The 24453-nt window shown below is 30.8% G+C and carries 23 protein-coding genes; 14 read left to right on the top strand and 9 right to left on the bottom strand.

What is annotated here, in order from left to right:
* From EDD60_RS15050 to EDD60_RS15065, 4 genes are all read left to right on the top strand, one after another.
* The coding region (locus tag EDD60_RS15050; RefSeq protein WP_207905390.1) for a PD-(D/E)XK nuclease domain-containing protein at window positions 1-788 on the top strand (788 nt) is incomplete at its 5' end.
* A gap of 137 nt (window positions 789-925) precedes the next feature.
* Complete coding sequence (locus EDD60_RS15055; protein WP_066445178.1) at window positions 926-1129, top strand: helix-turn-helix domain-containing protein; 204 nt, start codon at window positions 926-928, stop codon at window positions 1127-1129.
* 127 nt (window positions 1130-1256) lie between these two features.
* Window positions 1257-3128 carry a 1,4-alpha-glucan branching protein GlgB gene (gene glgB, locus EDD60_RS15060; RefSeq protein ID WP_066445175.1) on the top strand — a complete coding sequence of 624 codons (1872 nt, stop codon included), beginning with the start codon at window positions 1257-1259 and terminating at the stop codon, window positions 3126-3128.
* 15 nt (window positions 3129-3143) lie between these two features.
* On the top strand, window positions 3144-5540 hold the full coding sequence (locus EDD60_RS15065) for a glycogen/starch/alpha-glucan phosphorylase (RefSeq protein ID WP_066445171.1): 2397 nt from the start codon (window positions 3144-3146) through the stop codon (window positions 5538-5540).
* Window positions 5541-5549: 9 nt separating this feature from the next.
* On the opposite strand, the gene EDD60_RS15070 is transcribed toward EDD60_RS15065, so the two are convergent.
* Window positions 5550-6536, bottom strand: a complete 987-nt coding sequence (locus tag EDD60_RS15070) for an NAD-dependent epimerase/dehydratase family protein (RefSeq protein ID WP_132226538.1) — start codon at window positions 6534-6536, stop codon at window positions 5550-5552.
* A gap of 134 nt (window positions 6537-6670) precedes the next feature.
* Here EDD60_RS15070 and EDD60_RS15075 point away from each other — a divergent pair, with 134 nt between their 5' ends.
* The 4 genes from EDD60_RS15075 (at window position 6671) to mfd (ending at window position 13500) form a co-directional block, all read left to right on the top strand.
* Window positions 6671-7210, top strand: a complete 540-nt coding sequence (locus EDD60_RS15075) for a TetR/AcrR family transcriptional regulator (RefSeq protein WP_066445160.1) — start codon at window positions 6671-6673, stop codon at window positions 7208-7210.
* A 112-nt stretch (window positions 7211-7322) separates the two neighbouring features.
* Window positions 7323-9416 carry a type I pullulanase gene (gene pulA / locus EDD60_RS15080; protein WP_066445157.1) on the top strand — a complete coding sequence of 698 codons (2094 nt, stop codon included), beginning with the start codon at window positions 7323-7325 and terminating at the stop codon, window positions 9414-9416.
* 86 nt (window positions 9417-9502) lie between these two features.
* Window positions 9503-10057: an aminoacyl-tRNA hydrolase gene (gene pth, locus EDD60_RS15085; protein ID WP_066445155.1), complete on the top strand. Its 555-nt coding sequence runs from the start codon at window positions 9503-9505 to the stop codon at window positions 10055-10057.
* A gap of 11 nt (window positions 10058-10068) precedes the next feature.
* Window positions 10069-13500, top strand: coding sequence for a transcription-repair coupling factor (mfd, locus tag EDD60_RS15090; RefSeq protein WP_066445152.1), 3432 nt, complete (start codon window positions 10069-10071; stop codon window positions 13498-13500).
* 22 nt (window positions 13501-13522) lie between these two features.
* Here mfd and EDD60_RS15095 read toward each other — a convergent pair whose 3' ends face one another.
* The 4 genes from EDD60_RS15095 to EDD60_RS15110 are packed head-to-tail and all read right to left on the bottom strand — an operon-like array spanning window position 13523 to window position 16714.
* On the bottom strand, window positions 13523-13909 hold the full coding sequence (locus EDD60_RS15095; RefSeq protein ID WP_066445150.1) for a DUF956 family protein: 387 nt from the start codon (window positions 13907-13909) through the stop codon (window positions 13523-13525).
* 43 nt (window positions 13910-13952) lie between these two features.
* Window positions 13953-14870, bottom strand: a complete 918-nt coding sequence (locus EDD60_RS15100; protein ID WP_066445148.1) for a PTS system mannose/fructose/sorbose family transporter subunit IID — start codon at window positions 14868-14870, stop codon at window positions 13953-13955.
* 22 nt (window positions 14871-14892) lie between these two features.
* On the bottom strand, window positions 14893-15708 hold the full coding sequence (locus tag EDD60_RS15105) for a PTS mannose/fructose/sorbose transporter subunit IIC (RefSeq protein WP_066445145.1): 816 nt from the start codon (window positions 15706-15708) through the stop codon (window positions 14893-14895).
* A gap of 19 nt (window positions 15709-15727) precedes the next feature.
* Window positions 15728-16714, bottom strand: coding sequence for a PTS sugar transporter subunit IIB (locus EDD60_RS15110; protein ID WP_066445143.1), 987 nt, complete (start codon window positions 16712-16714; stop codon window positions 15728-15730).
* 198 nt (window positions 16715-16912) lie between these two features.
* On the opposite strand from EDD60_RS15110, the gene EDD60_RS15115 reads away from it, so the two are divergent.
* From EDD60_RS15115 to EDD60_RS15130, 4 genes are read left to right on the top strand one after another with little or no spacing between them, the layout of a single operon-like run.
* Window positions 16913-18940 carry a BglG family transcription antiterminator gene (locus EDD60_RS15115; protein ID WP_066445141.1) on the top strand — a complete coding sequence of 676 codons (2028 nt, stop codon included), beginning with the start codon at window positions 16913-16915 and terminating at the stop codon, window positions 18938-18940.
* The gene (locus EDD60_RS15120) at window positions 18941-19390 is read left to right on the top strand and encodes a PTS sugar transporter subunit IIA (protein WP_066445140.1); all 450 of its coding nucleotides are present in this window, start codon (window positions 18941-18943) and stop codon (window positions 19388-19390) included. It abuts the gene before it with no gap.
* Window positions 19391-19403: 13 nt separating this feature from the next.
* Window positions 19404-20477 (top strand): PTS fructose transporter subunit EIIC, encoded by a 1074-nt coding sequence (locus EDD60_RS15125; RefSeq protein ID WP_066445139.1) that lies wholly within the window; start codon window positions 19404-19406, stop codon window positions 20475-20477.
* Between the two features lie 10 nt (window positions 20478-20487).
* On the top strand, window positions 20488-20793 hold the full coding sequence (locus EDD60_RS15130) for a PTS fructose-like transporter subunit IIB (protein WP_066445137.1): 306 nt from the start codon (window positions 20488-20490) through the stop codon (window positions 20791-20793).
* A 42-nt stretch (window positions 20794-20835) separates the two neighbouring features.
* Here the strand turns inward: EDD60_RS15130 and EDD60_RS15135 are convergent, their stop codons facing one another.
* From EDD60_RS15135 to EDD60_RS15150, 4 genes are all read right to left on the bottom strand, one after another.
* Complete coding sequence (locus EDD60_RS15135) at window positions 20836-21147, bottom strand: hypothetical protein (RefSeq protein WP_066445135.1); 312 nt, start codon at window positions 21145-21147, stop codon at window positions 20836-20838.
* A gap of 50 nt (window positions 21148-21197) precedes the next feature.
* Window positions 21198-21650, bottom strand: coding sequence for a dUTP diphosphatase (locus EDD60_RS15140; RefSeq protein WP_066445133.1), 453 nt, complete (start codon window positions 21648-21650; stop codon window positions 21198-21200).
* A 52-nt stretch (window positions 21651-21702) separates the two neighbouring features.
* Window positions 21703-22266 (bottom strand): manganese efflux pump MntP, encoded by a 564-nt coding sequence (locus tag EDD60_RS15145; RefSeq protein WP_066445131.1) that lies wholly within the window; start codon window positions 22264-22266, stop codon window positions 21703-21705.
* Between the two features lie 166 nt (window positions 22267-22432).
* Window positions 22433-23029 (bottom strand): YigZ family protein, encoded by a 597-nt coding sequence (locus tag EDD60_RS15150; protein ID WP_066445129.1) that lies wholly within the window; start codon window positions 23027-23029, stop codon window positions 22433-22435.
* Window positions 23030-23140: 111 nt separating this feature from the next.
* On the opposite strand from EDD60_RS15150, the gene EDD60_RS15155 reads away from it, so the two are divergent.
* Together EDD60_RS15155 and EDD60_RS15160 are read left to right on the top strand one after the other, a co-directional pair.
* Entirely contained in the window at window positions 23141-24004 is an 864-nt protein-coding gene (locus EDD60_RS15155) for a DegV family protein (protein WP_066445127.1), read from the top strand.
* 9 nt (window positions 24005-24013) lie between these two features.
* Window positions 24014-24289, top strand: coding sequence for a hypothetical protein (locus tag EDD60_RS15160; RefSeq protein ID WP_066445124.1), 276 nt, complete (start codon window positions 24014-24016; stop codon window positions 24287-24289).
* The last annotated feature ends 164 nt before the right edge of the window (window positions 24290-24453 follow it).

Below are 24453 nucleotides of genomic sequence, written 5' to 3' on the forward strand. Positions count from 1 at the left end.
TCTATAATCCATGGAGTGTCTTGAAATATGTTTTAAAAGCTATCCAGTCAAAACCAGAACCAGAATCATTCTGGGCGAATACGAGCAGTAATGAATTGGTTGTCAATTATATCAAGAATGCTGATGATGTGATGTATGATGAATTTGAAATGTTGATGCAAGGTCAATCACTTGTTAAATATTTAAAATTAGATTTAACCTATCAGGAGATGGATAATCAGGATAATGTCTATAGCTTTCTATTATTGACGGGTTATCTGAAAGTCATTAGTCAGATTGATATGAATACCTATGAATTGATTATTCCCAATAAAGAAGTCTATCAGATTTATAAAAACTCATTTATGGATTATTTTAATATGTATACCAAGGAAAGAAAAGGTCAGCTTGTCACAGCATTACTTGAACAAAAAGTAGAAGAAGCGCAAGCAATTCTTAATGATATTTTATTCAAGGATATTAGCTACTACGATAATAGTGAAGCCTTCTATCATGGTTTTCTTGTTGGATTAATGCAGGAATATGGAATTTCATCAAACAAAGAAAGTGGAGAAGGAAGATTGGATATTTTTATTAAACCAAGACGAGCAGATAGAAAGGTCATTGTGATAGAATGTAAGCATTCACAAAAAGAGAGTGAAATAGTAAAAGATAGTGAAGTGGGTGCAAGACAAATTATTGAAAAGAAATATCTAGAAGGAATCAAAGTTAATGAACAAAGAGAAGCAATTGGTTATGGGATAGCCTTCTATAAAAAAAGATGTATAGTTACAGCTGCATTAAAATAGCTTTATAAGTTATTTCAATGCAGCTTTTTACATTAGAGCGTTGTAACTTTTATCTTATATTTATATAGGTACATTTTTCAGTATATTCATTACTACTAGAAAAAGCGATAATAAAGCAAAGGTAGTGATGAGGAAAGATGATTAATTATTCACCATTGTTTAAAACAATGAAAGAGAAAAATATAACGTCCTATGCATTAATCTATAAACATGGAATTAATGCGAGAACTTTTCATAATATAAAAAACAATAAAGGCATTTCAACTTATACTCTAGAAAGGTTATGTCAAATATTAGATTGTACACCAAATGATGTTATTGCATTTGTTGAAGATAAGTAGTCGTAAGACTATTTTTTTCTTGTACAAAAGTCTAAAATTGTCTAAATTAATATTCTATCAATCACTAAATATTAATGCTTTTTTAGCCCATTTCATGTATAATGGAATATATGAAAGGGGTTTTATTATGGCAAAATTAGATAATTTTTTGATTCAACTTTTTCATGAAGGTAATTGCTTAGAAATGTATAAAGTTTTTGGTGCTCACTTTGATGAAGTTGATGGTCAAAAAGGTGTACGCTTTAGTGTTTATGCACCAAATGCAAAAAGCGTTCAAGTAGTAGGAGATTTTAATAAATGGAATGGTGAGAATCATTACATGGAAAGATATACTGATGGGGGAATTTTTACTTTATTTATTCCAAAAATAAAACAGTATGATACATATAAATATCGTATTGAGACACCTAATGGTTCAATTGTAGATCGTGCTGATCCTTATGCTTTCTTTAGTGAGTTACGTCCAGCAACAGCTTCAAAAGTATATAAGCTTGATGGTTTTAAATGGGCTGATAAACGTTGGTTAAATAAACGTACAAAGAATTTTGATAAGGTTTTAAATATTTATGAAGCTAATATTGGTTCATGGAAAATGAAGAAAGATTTTACGGATGAAGAAGATGGTGAATATTATAGCTATGAGGAAATGATTGATCAATTGATTCCATATGTTGTTGAAAATGGTTTTTCTCATATTGAATTAATGCCTTTAATTGAATTCCCATTTGATGGTTCATGGGGATATCAAGCAACAGGTTATTTTAGTGCAACAAGTCGTTATGGAAATCCAAAACAATTGATGGCATTTATTAATGCTTGTCATAAAAATGATATTGGGGTTATTATGGATTTTGTACCTGCACATTTTGTAAAGGATGGTCATGGATTACATCAATTTGATGGTGGGTATGTTTATGAATATCCTGATATTAATTTAAGATATACAGAATGGGATAGTTGTTATTTTGATTTAGGACGTGAAGAAGTTCGTAGTTTCTTAATGTCATCAGTTCATTTCTGGGCGCATTATTTCCATGTAGATGGTATTCGTTTTGATGCTATTAGTAATTTGATTTACTGGAAGGGAAATAAAGAAAGAGGCGTTAATGATGGTGCTATTGAATTTATGAAGCGTATGAATTCACATATGAATGGACTATTCCCTAGTGTTATGTTAATTGCTGAAGATTCTTCTGATTATCCAAATGTTACAAGAGCACCATCAGCAGGTGGTTTAGGTTTTGATTATAAATGGGATTTAGGTTGGATGAATGATACTTTGGCTTACTTTAAAAAAGATCCAATCTATCGTCAATATCCAGATACACATAATAAATTAACTTTCTCAATGATGTATTTCTATCGTGAAAATTATATTTTACCTTTCTCACATGATGAAGTTGTCCACAGTAAAGGAACAATTCTTGATAAGATGTGGGGAAATAATGAACAAAAATTTGCGCAATGTAAGGCCTTGTATCTTTATATGATGACTCACCCTGGAAAGAAATTAAACTTCATGGGAAATGAATTAGCTGAATATAAAGAATGGGATGAAAAGAAAGCATTAGGATGGGTATTACTAAAATATCCTCAACATGATTCATTCCACCGCTATTTTAGTGATTTAAATCATTTGATTTTAGATCATCCAGCATTATATCAATATGACTATTATCCTGAAGGATTTGAATGGTTAGTTGTTGATGATATGAAGCAAAGTGTCTTTGCTTATGCAAGATATGCACCAGATGGGGAAATTCTAGTGTGTGTTATGAACTTTGTTGGTAATACTCATAAAGGATATCGTATTCCAGTGCCAGTAGAAGGAACTTATAAAGAAATTATTAATACTGATACAGATTACTATACTGGTAGCAATATCGTCAATAAACGTGCAATTAAATCTAAAAAAATACCTGCTGTAAACAAAGAAAATTCAATTTTAGTTGACATTGCTCCATTTTCGGGTATGATATTTGAATTGAGAAGAAAATAGTAGAGGGAGAATATTATGTTTAAAACAAAAGAAGAATTTAAATATGAGTTTTCAAGAAGAATTATTGAATCATATGGACGTACTGTAGAAGAATCTCATATTACAGAAAAGTTCATGGTTCTTGAAACAATGGTAAGAGATTATGCTTCAGTTAACTGGGCAATGACTAAGATGGTCACTAAAACAAATTATCAAAAACAAATTCATTATTTTTCAATGGAATTCCTTATTGGACGTTTATTAGTCAACAATATGATGAACTTAGGAATCTATGAAATTGCAAAAGATGGGTTAGCTGATTATGGAATCAATATTCATGAATTAGAAGAACTTGAATCTGATGCAGGTCTTGGTAATGGTGGTTTAGGTAGATTAGCTGCTTGTTTTATGGATTCTCTAGCATCTTTATCTTATCCGGCTTTTGGAAATACAATTCGTTATGAATATGGATTGTTTAAACAAAAGATTGAAAATGGATATCAAGTGGAAGTTCCAGATCAATGGTTAAAGCTTGGAAATATGTGGGAAGTTAGAAAACCAAAGCATGCTGTTGATGTTAAATTCTGGGGTCGTGTTGTTTGGAATGAAGAAACTGGTAAATGGGATCATATTGATGCTGAATGTGTAAGAGCAGTTCCATATGATATGCCAATTGTTGGAAACAATACAACAGTAACAAACACACTTCGTTTATGGCATGCAGAACCTAGTGATGAAATTCCATCAAATAAAGACTTTAGACAATATGCTCAAGAAGTTAGAGATATTTGTCAAAACTTATATCCAGATGATTCAACGCTTGCTGGACGTACACTTCGTTTAAAACAACAATATTTCTTTGTATCTGCCGGAATTCGTGCAATTGTTAAAAATCATTTAAGAGTTTATCCATCATTAAGTAATTTCCATGAAAAGAATGTTATTCAATTAAATGATACTCATCCAGTTTTAGCTATTCCTGAATTGATGAGAATCCTTATTGATGAATACGATATGGAATGGGATGAAGCATGGCATATTACTTCTCATACATGTGCTTATACAAATCATACCATTTTATCAGAAGCCTTAGAAAAATGGCCTGTTTCTACAATGGAAACATTATTACCTAGAATTTATCAAATTATTGAAGAAATTAATCGTCGTTTCATTGGTTATGTGAAACAAGTGAGTGATCATGATGATGATTTATTAAATCGTGTTATGATTATTAAAGATGGTCAAGTTTTTATGGCACATCTTGCAATTGTAGGAAGCTTTAGTGTTAATGGTGTTGCTAGACTTCATACACAAATTTTAAAAGAACAAGAAATGAAAGATTTCAATTTCTTATATCCTCATAAGTTTAATAATAAAACAAATGGGATTACACATAGAAGATGGCTTGCTTATTCAAACCCAGAATTATCTGCATTATTAAATGAAACAATTGGAAATGAATGGATTAGTCATCCAGAACAATTAGAAAAATTAATGAATTATGCTGATGATTCTATTGTTCAAGGTAAGTTCTATAATGTAAAACAACAAAGAAAACAAGTCTTAGCTGATTATATTTATAAACACAACGGTATTCGTGTTGATGTGAATAGTATCTTTGATATCCAAGTTAAGAGATTACATGCTTATAAACGTCAATTATTAAATATCATGCACGTTATTTACTTATATCAAGAAATGAAAGCAAATCCAGAGTTTAGAATTTATCCAAGAACATTCATCTTTGGAGCAAAAGCTGCCCCAGCATACTATTTTGCTAAAAAAGTTATTAAATTGATTAATAGTGTTGCAGATGTTGTGAACAATGATCCAGAAACAAATCAATATTTAAAAGTTGTTTTTATTGAAAATTATGGTGTAACTTTAGCAGAAAAGATTATGCCTGCAGCTGATGTTTCTGAACAAATTTCAACTGCTGGTAAAGAAGCTAGTGGTACTGGAAACATGAAATTCATGATGAATGGTGCAGTAACTATTGGAACATTAGATGGTGCTAATGTGGAAATTGCTGAACGTGTGAAAGATGATAATATTGTTATCTTTGGTTTAAAAGATAATGAAGTTAATGATCTAAGACAACATGGTCAATATAATGCCTGGGATTATTATAACAATGATCCACGTATTAAACGTGTTGTAGATTCTTTAGTTGATGGAACATTCCATGAATCAAGAGAAGAATTTAGAATGATTTTTGATGAATTAATGAATAGAAATGATGAATATTTCTTGTTCGCTGATTTTGAATCATATTTAGATGCTCAAGCAAAAATTGATGCATTATATCGTGATCGTGCAACATGGTCTAAGATGTGCTTAGTTAATATTGCACAATCTGGATACTTCTCATCAGATCGTACAATTGAAGAATATGTTGCTGATATTTGGAAATTAGATAGAGTGAAACGTTAAAAAGGAAAGTCAATTTGACTTTCCTTTTGTTAACCATAAAACTGTATCTTTTAACGTCACTTCCATCGGTCGTGTCGTATATCCCAATTCCTCACTAGCCTTTTGATGAGAGAAGAAATGGCTGTGAGTTATTGTATAAAGTGAATAAGGGGTATAGAGAGGTCGCTGCTTCTTTAGCTTTGCTAAGCCCTGGATAATAGGTAAGCATGCTTTGGCAAGAAGTGTTGGAACCATGACTAGGCGGGGACCTTCATGAATTTGTTTGACAATATTAAGTAATGATTTCATTTCATAGTATTGACTTGAGAGAATATAGCATTCACCAACACGGCCTTTTCTTGCAGCTAATAGACATCCCATAGCAACATCACGTACATCAACAAAATCATATCCACCTTTTACGCATGTCCATAAGTGGTAGTGAATATAATCATTGATGAATTGTACAAGGTAATTACTAGAATCACCATAGGAACCAATGATTCCGGATGGTAAAACAACAATCCCATTTAACCCCAAATTCACACTGCTCAATACGAAAGAAGTTGCTTCTGCCTTTGTCTTAGCATATCCACCCTTAACGAGCTCTGATGAAAAATAGGAAGTTTCACTTATGATTCCATCTTCTTGTTTTAATGCATGGACAGAACTTACATAAATGAAACGATAAACATGTTTTTGCAAACATAGGGAAACAACGTTTCGTACTCCTCTTACGTTAACTTCATAAAGCAAAGGCGTAATGTATTCATCCATACTAATAATTCCAGCCGTATGAATCACATAAACTTTTTTATTTTCGATGTGTTCAAATAAAGGAAGTAAACTTTTCAAATCACGAACATCACCATGGAAATACTGAACTTGTTGAGTGTGTGGAGATTTTTCGTGAGGCATAATGAGACCACGTATTTCAACATTTTGTTTCATTAAATATCGGATGATTGTATTGCCTAAATGACCCAAAGCACCAGTCACAATAAATAATTCGTTCATAATGAACACCTCATTTGCTTCTTCTTTCTAATTGCATTATAGTATAGATGTATAGGTGTTTCAATCATCAGAAACGGCCAATTTGACAGTTGCTAGACACTTATCTAATATATGTTGAAAAAGAGGTGGAAATGATGAAAAAAAATATTGATCACCGTGTTGTGGTGACAGAAAAATGGATAAAAAAAGCTTTTATTGATTTATTGATGGTGAAACCGATTTATTGTATTAAAGTGAAAGAAGTTTGTGAGAATGCAGGGATTAATAGAGGGACGTTTTATTTGCATTATAAAGATATTTATGATTTATTGGATAAATTAAAGGACGAATTGTTAGAAGGATTTAATCAGACTTTAATGGAACAGATTAAACATAATGAAATAACTTTATCAACAATTGAACATATATTTCATTATTTTAAAGAAAATAGGGATTTTTGTATTGTTATTTTAGGTGAACATGGAAATACAAAAATATTAACAGAGTTTTTAGAAATAGGAAAGAAAAAGTATAAAGAGACATATTCTCAAGAATATAATGAGTTTATGGATTATCAATATCAATTTATATCTGCTGGATGTTTAGGAGTTTTGAAACAATGGCTTTTTGATGAGAATCAAATATCAGAAGAAGAAATTGCGAAAATAGTTTATCGTTTGATCAATGGGAAGTGATTTTTTCTAATGACATTCTTTGATAGTTTTTTAAAATCCAATATGTTATACTAAAAGCAGGTAGAAATAACGATAGAATCTTTATTTTTTACTTTAAGAAAGGGTAGGGAATATGGAAGAAACTGCAATCAGAATGAAAGCATATGCTGTGAATTTTAATGAAATTAGAGTTTATCTTTCAAAGAATTATTATAATGGAATCAGCAGTAAATTTTATTTGAAGGATTTTGAAGAAGATGAATTATTATTATTAACAGGAGATGCATTAAATAGTAATGATAATCCTGATTATCAAGAATATGCATTTCACATTTCTTTTAAAATGGGTAAGGTTTATAAGATTGTTGATGCTTATGGCTTATCTTGTTTTTTAGATTTTTCAAGACTTTCATTGTGTAAAGAATTTGATGAATTATATTATTATGATGGTGAAGATTTAGGGAATACTTATACCCAACAACAAACAACATTTAAGGTTTGGGCACCACTAGCTACAGATGTTATTTTAAAAATCTATAAAGATGATGTTGAACAACTTTATCCTATGAAAAGAGGATTAAAAGGTGTTTATAATGTAAGTGTTGAAGGAGATTTAGAACTTACAAACTATGTTTATATGATTAGACATTCGGAAGATTATGAAGTCTCACTTGATCCATATGCTTATGCATGTGCCTCAAATGGACGTTGTAGCATTGTTGTTGACTTAGATAAGGTTGTTATGCCTAGGCATACAATGCCACCATTATTACATAAAACAGATGCAATAATTTATGAAACAAGCGTCAGAGATTTTTCTATGTCATCAACAAGTGGAATGAAAAACAAAGGAAAATTCTTGGCTTTTAGTGAATTACATACATCAACAGATAGTGGGAATCCAACAGGACTTGATTATTTATCATGTTTAGGAATTACCCATGTTCAATTAATGCCAATTAATGATTTTGCTACTGTGGATGAAAGAAATCCAACAGAACTTTATAATTGGGGGTATGATCCAGCAGGTTATAATGTGACTGAAGGAAGTTATGTCACTGATCCTGATGATGGATATAAACGTATCCAGGAAGCACAACAAATGATTCATGCATTACATTCTAGAGGGTTAAGAGTTGTTTTGGATGTAGTTTATAATCATATGCATGATGTGAATTTAAATGCTTTAGAGAGAACTGTTCCGCATTATTATTTTAGAAGAAATGATGATGGTAGTTTATCTAATGGTTCATGGTGTGGGAATGATTTAAATACCACGGCGATGATGTGTCGTAAATATATTTTAGATATGTGTAAGCGTTGGCAAGTGCTTTATGGTATTGATGGTTATCGTTTTGATTTGATGGGTATTATTGATCAAGAGACAATGAAACTTGTAGATGCTCAAGGGAAGGCAATTGATTCTTCATTTATTGTTTATGGTGAAGGATGGAATATGATGACAGCGTTGAGTGAAGAAAAACGTACGACAATTCAAAATAATCGTCAAACACCACATATTGGTTTCTTTAATGATTTCTTTAGAGATACGTTAAGAGGAACCAATCAAATGGAATCAAAAGGTTATTTTTCAGGAGATACATATAAGACAAATGATGCAATGAAAGCAATTTGTAATTTAGAAATGTTTGATAATATTTCACAATCTATCAATTATGTAGAATGTCATGATAATGCAACATGTTATGATAAATTACAAATCTCTAATTATGATGAAAATGAAGAAGTGAAGAAAAAACGTTTACGTTTGATGTTAGCGGCAGTTATCTTGTCACAAGGTGTTCCTTTTATTCATAGTGGACAAGAGTTCTTTAGAACCAAAGGTGGACAATCTAATACCTATAATGCAGGAGATCAAGTGAATGCTTTGGATTGGAACCGTAAGGATATGGAAATTGATACAGTTCAATTTGTTCAATTCCTAATCCATTTAAGAAAAAATAATCGTTGTTTCCGTTATGATGATTATGAAGTTATTCGTGAAAATGTATCTACAGCTAATATTGATCATCGTATGATAGAATATACATTACATCAAGATATTGGAGAATATAAAGATTTTATTGTTTATTTTAATGCTTCAACAAATACAATAGAAGTTGATGTAGAAGAAGGTTTTTCCTTGTTATGTCATAGTGAAAAAGGAAAGATTGTAGATAATAAATTAAAAGTTGATGGTGTTTGTTTAGCTATTTTAGCAAGATAATTGAAATGAGTGTATGAAAAAATCATAGACTCTTTCTTTTCGTTGAGAATAGTGTTATACTATTAAAGCTATTTGGAGGTGTCATAATGAAGTTAATTGTAGGTTTAGGAAATCCAGATAAAGAGTATGAAAAGACAAGACATAATGTTGGTTTTATGGTTATGGATCGTTTAGCTGATGTTTTGAATGTTTCTATTGATAATAAGAAATTCAAAGGTGAGTATGTAAAATTCAAATATCATGGTGAAGATGTTATTTTATTAAAACCCATGACTTATATGAATAATTCTGGTGAGTCGGTTATTCAAGTAATGAATTATTTTAAAATAGATGTGGATGATTTATTGATTGTTTATGATGATATGGATATGCCAGTTGGTAAGCTACGTTTAAGACAAAGTGGTAGTGCTGGTGGTCATAATGGTGTAAAGAGTGTGATTGCTCATACAAATACTCAAAATTTTAAACGTATTCGTGTAGGAATTGATAAACATCCTCATATTAAGGTTGTTGATTATGTATTAGGTCGTTTTACTAAAGATGAACAACCATTCATTGATGAAGGTATTGAAAATGCTGTTAAAGCGATTGAAATGTATTTAGATAAAGATTTTGTAGCAGCAATGAATGCTTTTAATTAAAGGAGACAAAGATGAAAAAGATTATTCAGATTTTAAAAAATAATCCAGCTTATCTTGCTTTATTAAAGGGAAAAGGCGAGATTGTGATATCTCACGCTAGTGATGAGGCGATTCTCATTGCTAGTGCTTTTTTCGCTTCACCAAAGCCGATGCTGATTATTAAAGAGAGTTTATATCAGGCACAACTGTTATATCAGGAACTTTATCCTATCTTAAAAAATAAGGTTGTCTTTTTCCCAAGTGATGAATCTTTAAGAGTTGAAGCTTTAGCTTCTTCACAGGAAATCATGGGAGAAAGAATTAATGCATTATCAGCAATTTGTCAAAATGAACCATTGGTTGTGATTTGTCATACACATAGCTATGTGCGTTATATTCCTCATCGTGAATTGTTTTTACAAAATACTTTAATGCTTAAAGAAGGGATGATTCTTGAACCTGTTGAATTAAGACAGAAACTTATTCATAGTGGTTATCAAATGATTCAACGTGTTGATGAACCTTTCTATTATTCAAAACGTGGTGGAGTTATTGATGTTTATTCTATTCAATATGATAATCCTATTCGTATTGAATTCTTTGATGATGAAATAGAAAGCTTAAGATTCTTTGATAAAAATACTCAAAGATCATTAGAAAGAGTGAAAGAAGTTACGATCTTACCAGCAACAGATTTGTTATATCCTGATGATGAAGTAAAAGGAGTTATTGAACAAATTGAAATGCTTAAAGATCAAAGTGACTGTGATGAATATCAGGATAATTTAGAAGAAGAAATTTCTATTGATATTGAATCATTAAAAGCTCATGATGCTTCTTCACGTTTGTATCAGTATATGAGTCTGTTTACAACTTCAACAACTTTACTTTCATATTTTGATGATGTCTATATGATGACTTCTAGTTATGAGAAGATTAAATCTGTATATCATCAATATGTAGAAGAATCTTTTTTCTATACGCATGAACTTCAGGGAATTGGGAAAATGGTAAAGGATTTATCTTTATTTGCTGAAATTGATCCTTTATTAAAAGGTAGACGTATTGATTTTATTGATTTTAGGACAAAAGATTCACAGATATCATTTCTTACTAGAGAAGTCCAATTATCATTATTAAATGAAAAACAATTGATTCAACAATTAAAAGATTATTTGATTCAAAATAAAATCTTAATGTGTTTAGATAATAATCATCAAATTCAAATGATGATTGAGTTATTAGAAGCTCATAATCTTCCTTATACAATGGTTGGAAATGATGAGAATATTTATGATGGTATCAATATCTATATGGGAAATTTAAAAACAGGTATTGATTTCTATGATGAGCATGTTGTTTTATTGACTGAATCAGAATTATTTAAAGTCAATTCCCAAAAGAAAAAGGGATATATCAAATATAAAGATGCGAAAATCATTAATGATTATACAGAACTTAACATTGGTGATTATGTTGTTCATGATACGCATGGAATTGGTCAATATATGGGAATTAAAACATTAGAGGTTAAGGGTTCTAAGAAAGATTATTTGTATATTGCCTATAAAGGAAATGATACGTTATATATTCCAGTTGAGAACTTTAAGTTAGTTAGAAAATATGCCTCAAGAGATGGAAAAGTTCCTAAAATTCATGCTTTAAATAGTACTGAATGGCAAAAGACAAAACAAAGAGTGAGAAATAAGGTTGATGATTTAGCTGATAAATTAATTGAACTTTATGCTCAACGTATGAAACAGCCAGGCTTTGCTTATCCCAAAGATGATGCTATGCAGATTCAATTTGAAGAATGTTTTGGTTATGATTTAACGCCAGATCAACAAGAAGCCGTGAAAGAAATTAAGGCGGATATGGAATTACCTAGACCAATGGATCGATTGCTTTGTGGGGATGTTGGTTTTGGTAAGACAGAAGTCGCATTGCGAGCATGTTTTAAAGCTATTTTAGCTAATAAACAAGTTGCTTTCTTATGTCCAACAACAATTCTTTCTTCACAGCATTATCATACGATGACAAAGCGTTTTGAGAACTTTCCAGTTAATATTGCTTTATTGAATCGTTTTACAACTTTAAAACAAAGAAAGCAAATTTTGGCTGATTTAAAAGCTGGAAAGATTGATTTATTAGTTGGGACACATCGTATTTTATCTAAGGATGTTGAATTTAAAGATTTAGGTTTATTATGTATCGATGAGGAACAACGCTTTGGGGTTCGTCAAAAAGAAAAGATTAAAGAAATGCGTAAAACAATAGATGTCTTAACTTTAACAGCAACACCGATTCCTAGAACTTTACAAATGTCATTGATGGGAATTCGTGGTTTATCACAAATTGAAACGCCACCATTAAATCGTATGCCAGTTCAAACATATGTGATGGAAAAAAGTGAACAACTCATTAAACAAGTTATTGAAAGAGAATTAGGAAGAAAAGGACAAGTTTTCTATCTCTATAATAAAACTTCTAATATTGAAAGTGTGGCTAATCATATTGCCAGAATGGTGCCATCAGCTCGTGTAGGAATTGGACATGGAAAGATGTCAAGGGATCAATTGGAAGATGTGATGCAAGAATTTACAGATAAAGAATATGATGTTTTGGTATGTACAACAATCATTGAAACGGGAATTGATATTCCTAATGCCAATACAATTATTATTGAAGATGCAGATAAATTTGGACTATCACAATTGTATCAAATTAAAGGACGTGTTGGACGTAGCGAAAGAGTCGCTTATGCATATTTATTGTATGCTAAAAATAAGCAAATGAATGAAGAAGCTTCTAAACGTTTAAAAGCTATTAAAGAATTTGCTCAATTAGGAAGTGGATATAAAATCGCTATGCGTGATTTATCTATTCGTGGTTCTGGAGATATTTTAGGTGGTGAACAAGCGGGCTTTATTGATACTGTTGGATTTGATATGTATATGAAAATCTTACAAGATGCGATTGATGAAAAGACAGGTGAAAAGAAAGCAGAAAAAGAAGTTCCAGTACAAAATATTAATGTTGAAGGTTATATTCCTGAAAATTATGTTGAGAGTGATATTGAAAAATTAAATTTATATCAACGGGTTTATAAAGCACAACATTTATCACAAATGACAGAGTTAGAAAATGAATTGAAAGATTTGTATGGAAAATTGCCTAGAGAAGTCAATAACATTGTCATGAAACGTCGTTATGAGATTTTATGTAATGAACCATTTATTGATGAAGTGAAAGAAGCTGGTGATTATATTCAAGTAATGTTAACGCAAGAATTTTCTGCTCATATTGCTGGTGATGAATTATTTGAACTTGTAAATCGATTGTTTAAGAAACCACAATTAAAATATATGAAAAATGAAATTGTAATAATGATTCCAACAAGTGGACATTGGTTACCATTAGCCATTGAATTATTAAATGAATTAAAGAAAAAAGCACAAGGATAATGTGTATAAAAAAATCAGCCTGTTATAAGGCTGATTTTAATTTACTAAAGATTCCTTTGAATCCACGTCCAATAACTTGGAAAAAGCTTAGAGATTTAACCAATCTATCAGATGGAATATATTGATTAATGGCTCTTAAAGTTTTTTTATTATCACGAGTGGAGAAAGTAAAGTTACCATTTTTCTTAGTAACGATTGCAAAACGTGGAAGCCATTTTCCTTTAAACATCACAGATGCCATTACATAGTCAACTTCTTCCCAAGGAATTTGAATATAATCCTTAAGATTCTTTTCATTATAGAATTCAAATGCTTGATCTCCAACCATTACTTTTCCATAATTAGCCATACCTAAATAAGAAGTAGCTTGAATTGTTAAATCGACTTTTGTATTTAAAGATTGAACCATATATTTTCCTCCTTGATTGATTTATAATCTCATCAATTTATAATTACATGATACCTGCTAAACGAGCAAGAATACCCACAGCAAATAATGCAATGATAATAACGATTGGTGAAACTTTTTTCTTTAATAACCAGCAGCATAATAATGTTAATAATAATGCTGATAAACCTGGAATTAATTGATCTAAGTTTTGTTGTAAAGTTGTTACTTTGACTTCATCAAGAGCAGTTGCTCCTAATTGACTATAAGTTGTTAAGGCTGATTTGATACCTTCAACACCAGAAGGAAGTTTTGCCCAATCAATGAACGCCCCAGGTGATTGTGTAACTTTAGAAACGATAGGTGTAAATGAAATACTTACCCAACGTTGAACTAAAGAACCAATGATAAACATACCAAGGATAGAAGCTCCTTGAGTGATTTTTCCTAATAAACCACCAGATAAATCTTGGGCAATTGAAGTTCCCACTTTGTATCCGAATTCTTGAGTATACCAAATAAATGCCATACGGATAATGTTCCATGCAAAGAAGAATAATAATGGACCCATAATATTTCCACTTAAGGCAAGTGAAGCACCTAAAGCACCTAAGATTGGTCTTAAAGTAAACCAGAAGACTGGATCACCAACCCCAGCTAGAGGTCCCATCATACCAACTTTAACCCCTTGAATAGCTTGGTCATTGATTTCCGCACCATTTGCACGTTCTTCTTCTAAAGCTAATGTAACCCCCATAACTGGTGCAGATACATAAGGATGAGTGTTATAGAATTCCATATGTCTTTTTAAAGCAGCAATTCTATCTTCTTCATTTGGATATAATTTTTTGATAGCTGGGATAATTGAATAACACCAACCACCATTTTGCATACGTTCATAGTTCCAAGAACCTTGAAGGAACTGATGACGCCAAGCAACTGATAAACGATCTTTTTTAGATAATTGTAATTTTTCTGCCATTTTTTCTTTCCTCCTTCAAGATTTAATAATCATTTAAGATGTCACCTAATGGGTCACCAGAACCACCAGTTCCACCATTATTTGAACCACCATTTTCTTTTAATCCTAAGTAAATAAGAGCTAAAGCAACACCGATTGCTCCTAATGCGATTAATGTTAATTGACCAATAGCAGCTAAAACAAATCCAATAGCAAAGAATGGCCAAGTTTCTTTAGTAGACATCATATTGATAACCATTGCATAACCAACAGCAGCAACCATTCCACCACCAACTGTCATACCACCTGATAACCAAGCTGGCATTTTATTTAATACATCAGTCACAACTGTTGCTGGAACAATACATAAAGCAGCAGCAGGAATTGCAATACGTACCCCTTGTAATAAGATTGCTAAGATTTGCCATGTTTCCATTGCACGGATATTTCCTTTTTCAGCTGCACTATCCATTAAGTGAACCATAGGAATAGCGATTGTACGACAAATCATAGTTAAGAATAAACCAGCTACTGATAATGGAATTGCAACAGCGATAGAAGTAGAAATTGCAGTTTGAACATTTGTTGTTCCACCTTCTAAACCAAGTACCATAATAATAGCTGAAGCAACTGATGCAAGGGCTGCATCTGGTGCAATAGCAGCTCCAACGTTTGCCCATCCTAAGGCAATCATTTGTAAAGAACCACCTAAAATAATACCTTCAGTTAAGTGTCCAGTCACTAAACCAATTAAAGTACATGCCACTAGTGGTTGATGGAATTGGAATTCATCTAAAACTCCTTCCATACCAGCTAGTAAGGCAATTATAATTATTAAAATAATTGTAATAATTGACATTATAATTTTCCTCCCTCAATTAAGAATTTTTTAATTCAGCTTTTGCTTTCTTTAAAAGATTATCCATATTTTCTTTAGAATCAGCTGGTACTTTACGAACATCAAAAGTAACACCCATTTCTTTTAATTCTTCAAGTGTTTTAATATCATCTTGATTCATTGCTATAGCTTTATTAACCACCACTTTACCAAGTGAATGAGCCATTGAACCAATATTTAATTCTTTGATATCAACTCCACCCTTAATTGCTCTAAGCGCATCTTGAGGAGTTTCAAACAATAACATTGCTTTGGTATTACCAAAACGAGGATCTTTAGCCACTTGAATCATTTTATCAATTGGTACAACATTAGCTTTTACCCCTGGAGGCGCAGCTTGTTCAATCATCTTTTTACGTAAATCATCATGAGCAACTGAATCAGAAACAACAATAATACGATTAGGTTGAGTTGTTTTTGTCCAAGTTGTAGCAACTTGACCATGTAATAGACGTGTATCAACACGTGCTAGTACATATTTAATATGACCATCACCTAAAACTGTTCCTTCAGGAATAGCTCCTGCAGTTTGTTTTGTTACAACTTCTTCTTTTTCTTTCTTTGGTTCCAATGTTGCTGGTTGTGTTTTCACACCATCTCTAGCAACTTCACAAATATGAGTTGCAATTTCATGAGCTGAAGTCATAGACATACGAGAAGCATAAGCTTCAATTAACATTGGTAAGTTTAATCCTGTAACAATTGCCCATTTATCTTCATGACCATTGATAATTCCATTAGATTGATTAAATGGAGTTCCACCCCATAAATCAACTAAGAAAAGAACTTCATCTTGGTTTTCAAATGTTGCAATTGCAGCTTCAATTTTAGCTTTTAAGTCATCGGGACCTTCACTTGGTTGTAAAGTGACAGCTTTTACATCAGGTTGATCTCCAAAAATCATAGCTCCTGATTGTAAAATTCCATTTGCAAATTCCCCATGACTTGCAAGAATAATTCCAACCATTTCATTTTTCCTCCCATTCTTTGATATTCTTGAATTATAAGTGAATAAAGACTTATAACTGCAAGTCACAGTATATAATCGAATATCTATCTTTTCAATTTGTAACTTTTGTAATTTTTTTTACAAATATTGTGAGTAATATTTCTTTTCAAATGAATAAATATGATTATAATAATGATAAAAGAATGGGGGAATTGTATGTTAATAAGTGCTCGAATGTTAGAAATAGTCAAACACTTATCACAATATCAACAAACAACATATAAAGAAATTGAACAAGCTTTAAATATTAAAGAAAGAAATGTTAGATATGATATTGAACGAATTAATGAAATATTAATTGAAAATCAATTATCTCCAATTATGAAAGGTGGTAAAGGTATTTTAAAAATACCTGAAGATTTTTCAATAAAAGTTTTTGAAGTGAATAATGAATATATTTATTCACATGATGAAAGATTATCGATTATATTGATTTATCTTTTATTTTGTAGTCAACAATTTAACTTATCACAACTTTCAAAAGATTTATTAGTTTCAAGAAGTACAATTAAGAATGATTTTGATGAAATTGAAACATATTTATTAGAACAAGGATTAACGATTACTTATGATGAATGCTTTCAATTAAATGGAGATAATAAAAAAAGAATTGCTTTGATGGTTAATGAATTAAAAAAATATATTCTTTTAATTAAAGATTCTCATCATTTGAATAGTTATCAAAAATATCTTTTAGATATTTTTAAGCTTTCATTTCCAGAAATTCTATTAAAAGAAATTATTATGTTAATTGATGATATGTTAGAAATGATGGATTTAACTTTAAGAGATGAGGCTTATAATTGGTATGTAGCTCATGTGATTTGCATGATATGGTTTTTTGAGAATAAGGAAATTCCAGTATTTGATTTTGCCTTTGTAGAAACGGATAGAAATATAATAGATCAGTTTATTGAAGATATCGAGCATTTGGTTAATAAACCTATTAATGAAAAGAATAAAAATAAGATGGTTAATTATTTGAATTATCTTAATCGTTTTTTGGATTATGAAGAACATGTTGATATGATTAAGGTAGAAAGTATTGTGACTTGTTTTATTTCAGAAATGTCTATTGAAATGGGTATTCCTTTTCAAAATGATCCTGTTTTAATTGAAGGGTTGTTTAATCATATGGTTCCATTAATACAACGTATTCAATTAGGAGTTGTTGTAGATGAAAATGTTGTCTCTTTATTATCTACAAAGAATTTAGAGATTTTTGAAATTGTGACAAGAGTTATTAAAAGAATTGAGCTTTTAAAGAATATTACAAATGAAAATGAGATTGCTTATTTGGTTATTCATTTTGTGGCAAGCTTAAAACGGATTCATCATAATGAGCGTAAAAGAATATTATTGGTTTGTGGACATGGTTATGGAACAACGACAATGTTAAAAGAATCATTATTGAGTGAATACCAAGTAGAGATTGTTGATACGATTCCTAAATATAAACTTTCTACTTATCAAAATCTTGATCAAGTTGATAAAATTATTACCACAACAAAATTAGATTTAGATATTGATTACTTACAAGTTAATCCTATTTTAACAAAGTTAGATGATCGTTGTTTAATTAATGCTGGAATTGCAAGAAAATCCCCTTTATCCAACTATTATTCAATTAATAAAAGTTTAGATTTCTTAAAAGATGAAGATCGAACTCGGGTTTTAGAAGTTATTCGACGTGAGTTGGGTTATCGTGATTTAGGAAAACCTAAAAAGATAGGGCAATTGGCTGATTTATTGAATGAAGATGTGATTCAAATCATTGATCAGGATATGACTTGGGAAGAAGCGGTTATTCAAAGTTGTCATATTTTAGAAGAATCATATGCGGTGAATAGAAATTATCTAGAAACAATTTTTGATATTATTGAACAAAATGGTTTTTATTTTATTGTTGATGGTAAGTTTGCTTTATTACATGGAAATTGTGAAGTTGGGGTTTATAAGACAGCGATGAGTATGATTATTAATCAAAAGAAGGTAAAGTTTGGAGATAAGGAAATTCAGGTTATTTTTTGTTTATCGAGTAAAGATCAAAAGGAACATATTCCGGCAATTATTAATCTGATGAAGTTAGAAAAGACAACGGATTTTATGAAATATATAGTCAAATCACAAACAAGTCAAGAAGCTTATGAAGTTTTAATGGATTATGAGAGGAGATTTATTTAAATGTATTTGATTGATAAAGATTGTATTATCTTTGATATCAAAGATAATACAAAAGAAGAAGTCATTCAAACGTTAGTTTGTAAACTTGAAAAAGTTGGTAATATAGATGATGCATCACAATTTTACCAAGATGTATTGAAAAGAGAAAAATTATCAGCAACAGTGATTGGAGATGAGATGGGGTTACCGCATGGAAGAAGTCAGTGTGTGAAAAGACCTTGTCTTTGTTTTGGAAGATTACATAAGCCGGTTATTTGGGATGAAAAGACGCATGAAGAAGTACGTTATGTCATATTGATTGCAGCAATGAAGCAAAGTGCTAATGATATTTATATGAAAATGATTTCTTCATTAGCACGTAAACTTATGCATGATGAATATCGTATGATTTTAACAAATGGAACGAAAGAAGATGTCTATAGATTTTTGAATGAAACAATGCAATCATAAAGAGGATAGAAAAATGAGAGAAAATTTAAAAATTGTGAAGCGTCATTTGTTGACTGGGACATCGCATATGATTCCATTTATTGTTTCAGGAGGAATTTTATTAGCTTTATCGGTGATGGTTAATCCTCAAGGAATATCTCAGTCAACCGTTAATAATCAAATATTTGTAAGTGGTTTATCAGAAATAGGACATGCTGGGTTAACTTTGTTTATTCCAGTATTGGGTGGTTATATTGCTTATTCCATTGCTGAACGTCCTGGTTTAGCACCAGGAATGTGTGGAGCATGGGTGGCTAAGAGTGTTGGAGCTGGTTTTTTAGGTGGGATTGCGGCAGGATTTATTGCCGGAGTGATTGTAAACTATCTTAAAAAGATTGAGTTACCACTTTCTTTAAAATCTTTAGGGGCAATTTTCTTGTATCCAGTTGTTGGAACTCTATTGACTGGTGGAATTGTTTTTTGGCTGATTGGAAAACCAATTAGTTTTGTCATGTCATCATTAACCAGTTGGTTAGCGCATATGAATGATATTGGACTTGTTCCTTTAGGCGCAATTTTAGGCTCTATGACAGCTTTTGATATGGGTGGTCCGATTAATAAAGTGGCTACTTTGTTTGCTCAAACACAAGTTGACACATTACCTTATTTAATGGGTGGGGTAGGTGTTGCGATTTGTACACCATCTATTGGGATGGGAATTGCGACAATGTTGGCTCCTAAAAAGTACAACGTTGAGGAAAGAGAAGCTGGTAAAGCTGCTATTTTGATGGGATGTATGGGGATTACTGAAGGGGCAATACCTTTTGCTGCTAATGATCCTATCCGTGTCATTCCTTCTATTTGTGTTGGGGCAGCAATTGGTAATATTATTTCTTTTTTATTAGGTGTTTTAAATCATGCTCCTTGGGGTGGTTTAATTGTTTTACCGGTGATAGAAGGGAAATTAGGATATGTTATTGGGGTTGTTGTTGGGTCGCTTGTAACGGCTATTTTGGTTAATGTTTTAAAAAGAAAAAATACGGATCATATTGATTCTCAAGAATTAGATTGTTTAGAAGATATTGAATTAGATTTTGAAGAATTATAGGAGGCAAAAAATGAAAGTTGTGGGATGTACAGCTTGTCCATCAGGGGTTGCTCATACATATATGGCAGCTGAGGCATTGATTTTATCTGGTGAAAAATATGGAATTGAGGTATGTATTGAAACTCAAGGTGGTTGTGGAATTGAAAATAAACTTTGTTTAGAGGATATTGAAGAAGCTGTTTGTGTGATTTTATCTAATGATATCAATATTGAAGGAGAAGAACGTTTTAAAGGAAAGAAAGTTCTTCGGATGGGGGTTTCTGATTTAATTACAAAATCAGATGCTATTATGGCAAAAATTAAAAAAACATTTTAAGTATGAAAAAAGCTGAATGAATGGTTTCATTACAGCTTTTTTTCATGAAATAAAGAGATTATTTTTTAAAAATGCACTAACAACTAAAATGAATACAAAGAGAAAGGCATGTAACATAATAATAATTGGAATATTTGTTAAAAAATTGAGACATATAGTTAAACTTATAAGCAGAATAAGACAGCTGACATAAAAGCCAATCTCAATCATAATATACTTTTTTGTATTTCCTGGTTTGAGAGATTTCTCTACATCATAAGGAACTTGATTATGTAATAATAAATAAATCGAATAAATGAATGCAGAGATTGAAACACCAAAAGTTTTAACAACACCATTTAAAAAGTTTTTCATTGTGTCTCCTTTCGTTTATGGGTTAATTCATGAGATGTTATTATTTGTGATTAATCATTTTGATAATTTTCTATGATTTCATTGATATCAATTCCTAATTGGAAACCTAAAGTAAAGTAATCATCAATTGTATTTTGATAATCATCACTTGAATAGTGACTTTGAACTTTTAAGATTGAATGATAAATCTTAAAGAATAAAGAAAAGATATCTTGATGTTGAGGGATTTCTGTATGGTTTTTAATACTATCAATGCGTAATTCATAACCAATAGACATTAACATAGTTAAACCTTCAATATAATGTTCTAATAATTGTTGATGATTAATAGCTTCTTCTTTTTCCCAAAACAAATAACAACGTGAATCTTGAGAAACTTCAGCTAAATCATGTAAGAAAGATAAAATCTTTTGATTTAGTCTTTGTACATTTAATATTTCATTTTTAGTTGTTTGTAACTCTCTATTGACATAGACTTCATATAACTTAGAGACATTATTCATTTCTATCACTCCTTAATCATATTATTATCCTTAAATATGAATAGAGTTTGAATTAAAGTATCAAAATTCCTAAATGTTCCAATAATATTTTTATTCCCATTAAAATCAAGATGATACCACCAGCAATCTCTGCTTTAGACTTATATCGTGAACCAAAGACATGACCAATCTTGACTCCAATCATAGATATAATAAGTGTTGTAATACCAATGATAATAATCGCATATAAAATGTTAACATTTAAAAAGGCAAATGTTACTCCAATAGCTAAAGCATCAATAGAAGTTGCCACAGCTAAAGGTAACATTGCTTTAAAAGAAAAATCAGGATCACAACATTCTTCTTCACCAAAAGCTTCTTTAATCATATTTAAACCAATTAAAACAAGTAAAACAAAAGCAATCCAATGATCAATACTTTCAATCTTATCTTTAAATTGAACCCCTAAAATATAGCCAATAAGTGGCATTATTGCCTGAAAAAAACCAAAATATCCACCACAGATAAGTGCATGTTTGACTTCTAATTTTCTAGTTGATAGCCCCTTGCATATACTCACCGCAAAAGCGTCCATTGCTAAACCAACACCAATAATTACAATTTCAATAAACCCCATAAAATATCCTCCTCGTAAAAAAAAGACATGACTGTGCTTTTGACACAGACAAGTCTCATTATTTAAAATCATGCCAGATAATAATATCAGTATGTTGACATGATTACACATATGTGCTAATTACTCCCTTATCTTGCATGAATTATAACAATCTTATGATAAAATGTCAATTTTCTTTTGCTAAATAATCTGAACCAATACGTTCATAATGAAACTGATTGTTTGTTAGATCTTGAATTTGTTCTAAAAATTGGAGATCCCTTAAATAACAATGATATGTGACTTGTTCATTATATTCTTGATGAATACATTTTATGTTGAACTGTTTCAATAAATGTTCAAATTTTCGAGTATAAGAATAGTCAATAGTAATCTGATATAAATCAACTAATTCTTTTTCTACAATTTCAGCTTCTTTTAAGGCTTCAGCAACACTTTGAGTATATGCTCTGGTTAATCCACCGGCACCTAATTTAATTCCCCCAAAATGTCTAGTAACGATTGCAATGATATTTGTTAGACCTTGCATTTTTAAAACATTCAGCATAGGTAAACCAGCTGTTCCTGAGGGTTCGCCATCATCAAAAGCTCTTTCATGAGGACCAATGATGTAGGCAACACAGTTATGTGTTGCAGTTTCATCACTATAATCTGATATAAGTTTTTTAGCTTGTTCAATATGACTGCAAGGAATTAAATGACATATAAATTCTGATTTTTTTATGATAATTGTATGGTTTGTATATTCTTTAACTGATATCATGTTTCATTTCCTTTCTTTTTCTTTATTATATATGATTTCATTTTATTGTCAAAAGGTCTTGTTTGTTCTATAATATGAACATAAGTCATAACTTAGAAAAGAGGGATAATAGTGAATAGAATAGCTATTTTATCGGATAGTGGATGCCAAATTGAAATTGGTAAATATGAAAATGAAGGAATATATATTGTACCCTTGTGTATTACAATGAGGGATAAAACTTTTTTGGATCAAAAGGATATTAGTAGTATTGAAGTTTTTGAAACAATGGAAAGAGAAGGCATTATGGTCATGACGTCTCAACCTTCTACAGGTGAGATGATGAATGTATTAGAAAGAATAAAAGATGCTGGCTATGATGAAGTAATTGGTTTACCAATTGCGACAGGGTTATCATCAACTTTAAATGGTATGAAAGTTGCTGCTGATATGGTGGGTATTAAGATTACTTTAGTTGATACAAAAGGTACAGCAGGGAATCATAAATATCTAACATTTATTGCTAATAAGCTTGTAAAAGATGGTAAAACATCTGAGGAAATCAAAACAATCTTAGAAGAAATGGTTGAACATTCAGGAACAATTATTATGGCCCCAAACTTAGATCATTTGAAAAAAGGTGGGCGTATTACTCCAGCCGTTGCTTTACTTGCAGGAATGTTAAAAATTGTTCCAGTGATGGAATTAAATTATGCTTTAGGTGGTAGAATAGATACACTTGCTAAAGTAAGAACATTATCTAAAGCACGTGCAACTTTAGTCAATCGTATGATTGAATTAGGCGTTAATGCCAAGGATTATAAATTCACAGTTGAACATGTTTTATGTGAAGAATCAGCATTAGAAGTGAAACAAATGATTTTGGATAAAATTGGTGAAGTGGAAGTAGAATTAAGAGAATTACCATCAGTAGTTGGTGCTCATATGGGTGTTGGTGGAATTGGTGTTCAATATATTAAAAAATATATCGGGTAGGTGAAAAAGATGGCTCTATTTGATGATTTAACAAAAAAAGCGGCGAAGTTTACAGAAGAAGCAATTGATAAGACACAAGAACTGGCTGGTACTGCCAAAATTAAATTAAAGATTAAGAATTTAGAATCTGATCGTGATGATGTTTATCGTGATTTAGGAAAGTATTATTTTCAATTATTAGAAGATCAAAATTCGATTGATGAAGAAGTTGCTGAAATGCGTCATCGCATTTATGATTTCGAAGCAGAAATTGATGAGTTAAAAAAAGAAATTGATGAAGAATAAAGTAATGAGGGTTCAAACTATTTTATAAAATAGTTTGAATTTTTTTTAGAAATAAAAAGAAAAATTGAATTTTTTGCGTATATAAGTAGTAGGGAAGGTTTTTTTGTACATATGATCTTTAGCACTCTTTTTATGTTTTTTATATCTATTTACTATAAGCAAAT

It is taken from the genome of Longibaculum muris, assembly GCF_004343035.1.
Classification (GTDB): Bacteria; Bacillota_I; Bacilli_A; order Erysipelotrichales; family Coprobacillaceae; genus Longibaculum; species Longibaculum muris.

What these genes read in the sequence shown, in the direction of transcription:
- mfd (WP_066445152.1), top strand. Translation starts at nt 10,069, where the DNA reads ATGAAAAAGATTATTCAGATTTTAAAAAATAATCCAGCTTATCTTGCT.
- EDD60_RS15135 (WP_066445135.1), bottom strand. Translation starts at nt 21,147, where the DNA reads ATGAAAAACTTTTTAAATGGTGTTGTTAAAACTTTTGGTGTTTCAATC.
- pulA (WP_066445157.1), top strand. Translation starts at nt 7,323, where the DNA reads ATGGAAGAAACTGCAATCAGAATGAAAGCATATGCTGTGAATTTTAAT.
- EDD60_RS15105 (WP_066445145.1), bottom strand. Translation starts at nt 15,708, where the DNA reads ATGTCAATTATTACAATTATTTTAATAATTATAATTGCCTTACTAGCT.
- glgB (WP_066445175.1), top strand. Translation starts at nt 1,257, where the DNA reads ATGGCAAAATTAGATAATTTTTTGATTCAACTTTTTCATGAAGGTAAT.
- EDD60_RS15100 (WP_066445148.1), bottom strand. Translation starts at nt 14,870, where the DNA reads ATGGCAGAAAAATTACAATTATCTAAAAAAGATCGTTTATCAGTTGCT.
- pth (WP_066445155.1), top strand. Translation starts at nt 9,503, where the DNA reads ATGAAGTTAATTGTAGGTTTAGGAAATCCAGATAAAGAGTATGAAAAG.
- EDD60_RS15110 (WP_066445143.1), bottom strand. Translation starts at nt 16,714, where the DNA reads ATGGTTGGAATTATTCTTGCAAGTCATGGGGAATTTGCAAATGGAATT.
- EDD60_RS15075 (WP_066445160.1), top strand. Translation starts at nt 6,671, where the DNA reads ATGAAAAAAAATATTGATCACCGTGTTGTGGTGACAGAAAAATGGATA.
- EDD60_RS15055 (WP_066445178.1), top strand. Translation starts at nt 926, where the DNA reads ATGATTAATTATTCACCATTGTTTAAAACAATGAAAGAGAAAAATATA.
- EDD60_RS15140 (WP_066445133.1), bottom strand. Translation starts at nt 21,650, where the DNA reads ATGAATAATGTCTCTAAGTTATATGAAGTCTATGTCAATAGAGAGTTA.
- EDD60_RS15070 (WP_132226538.1), bottom strand. Translation starts at nt 6,536, where the DNA reads ATGAACGAATTATTTATTGTGACTGGTGCTTTGGGTCATTTAGGCAAT.
- EDD60_RS15150 (WP_066445129.1), bottom strand. Translation starts at nt 23,029, where the DNA reads ATGATATCAGTTAAAGAATATACAAACCATACAATTATCATAAAAAAA.
- EDD60_RS15095 (WP_066445150.1), bottom strand. Translation starts at nt 13,909, where the DNA reads ATGGTTCAATCTTTAAATACAAAAGTCGATTTAACAATTCAAGCTACT.
- EDD60_RS15130 (WP_066445137.1), top strand. Translation starts at nt 20,488, where the DNA reads ATGAAAGTTGTGGGATGTACAGCTTGTCCATCAGGGGTTGCTCATACA.
- EDD60_RS15160 (WP_066445124.1), top strand. Translation starts at nt 24,014, where the DNA reads ATGGCTCTATTTGATGATTTAACAAAAAAAGCGGCGAAGTTTACAGAA.
- EDD60_RS15125 (WP_066445139.1), top strand. Translation starts at nt 19,404, where the DNA reads ATGAGAGAAAATTTAAAAATTGTGAAGCGTCATTTGTTGACTGGGACA.
- EDD60_RS15115 (WP_066445141.1), top strand. Translation starts at nt 16,913, where the DNA reads ATGTTAATAAGTGCTCGAATGTTAGAAATAGTCAAACACTTATCACAA.
- EDD60_RS15065 (WP_066445171.1), top strand. Translation starts at nt 3,144, where the DNA reads ATGTTTAAAACAAAAGAAGAATTTAAATATGAGTTTTCAAGAAGAATT.
- EDD60_RS15145 (WP_066445131.1), bottom strand. Translation starts at nt 22,266, where the DNA reads ATGGGGTTTATTGAAATTGTAATTATTGGTGTTGGTTTAGCAATGGAC.
- EDD60_RS15120 (WP_066445140.1), top strand. Translation starts at nt 18,941, where the DNA reads ATGTATTTGATTGATAAAGATTGTATTATCTTTGATATCAAAGATAAT.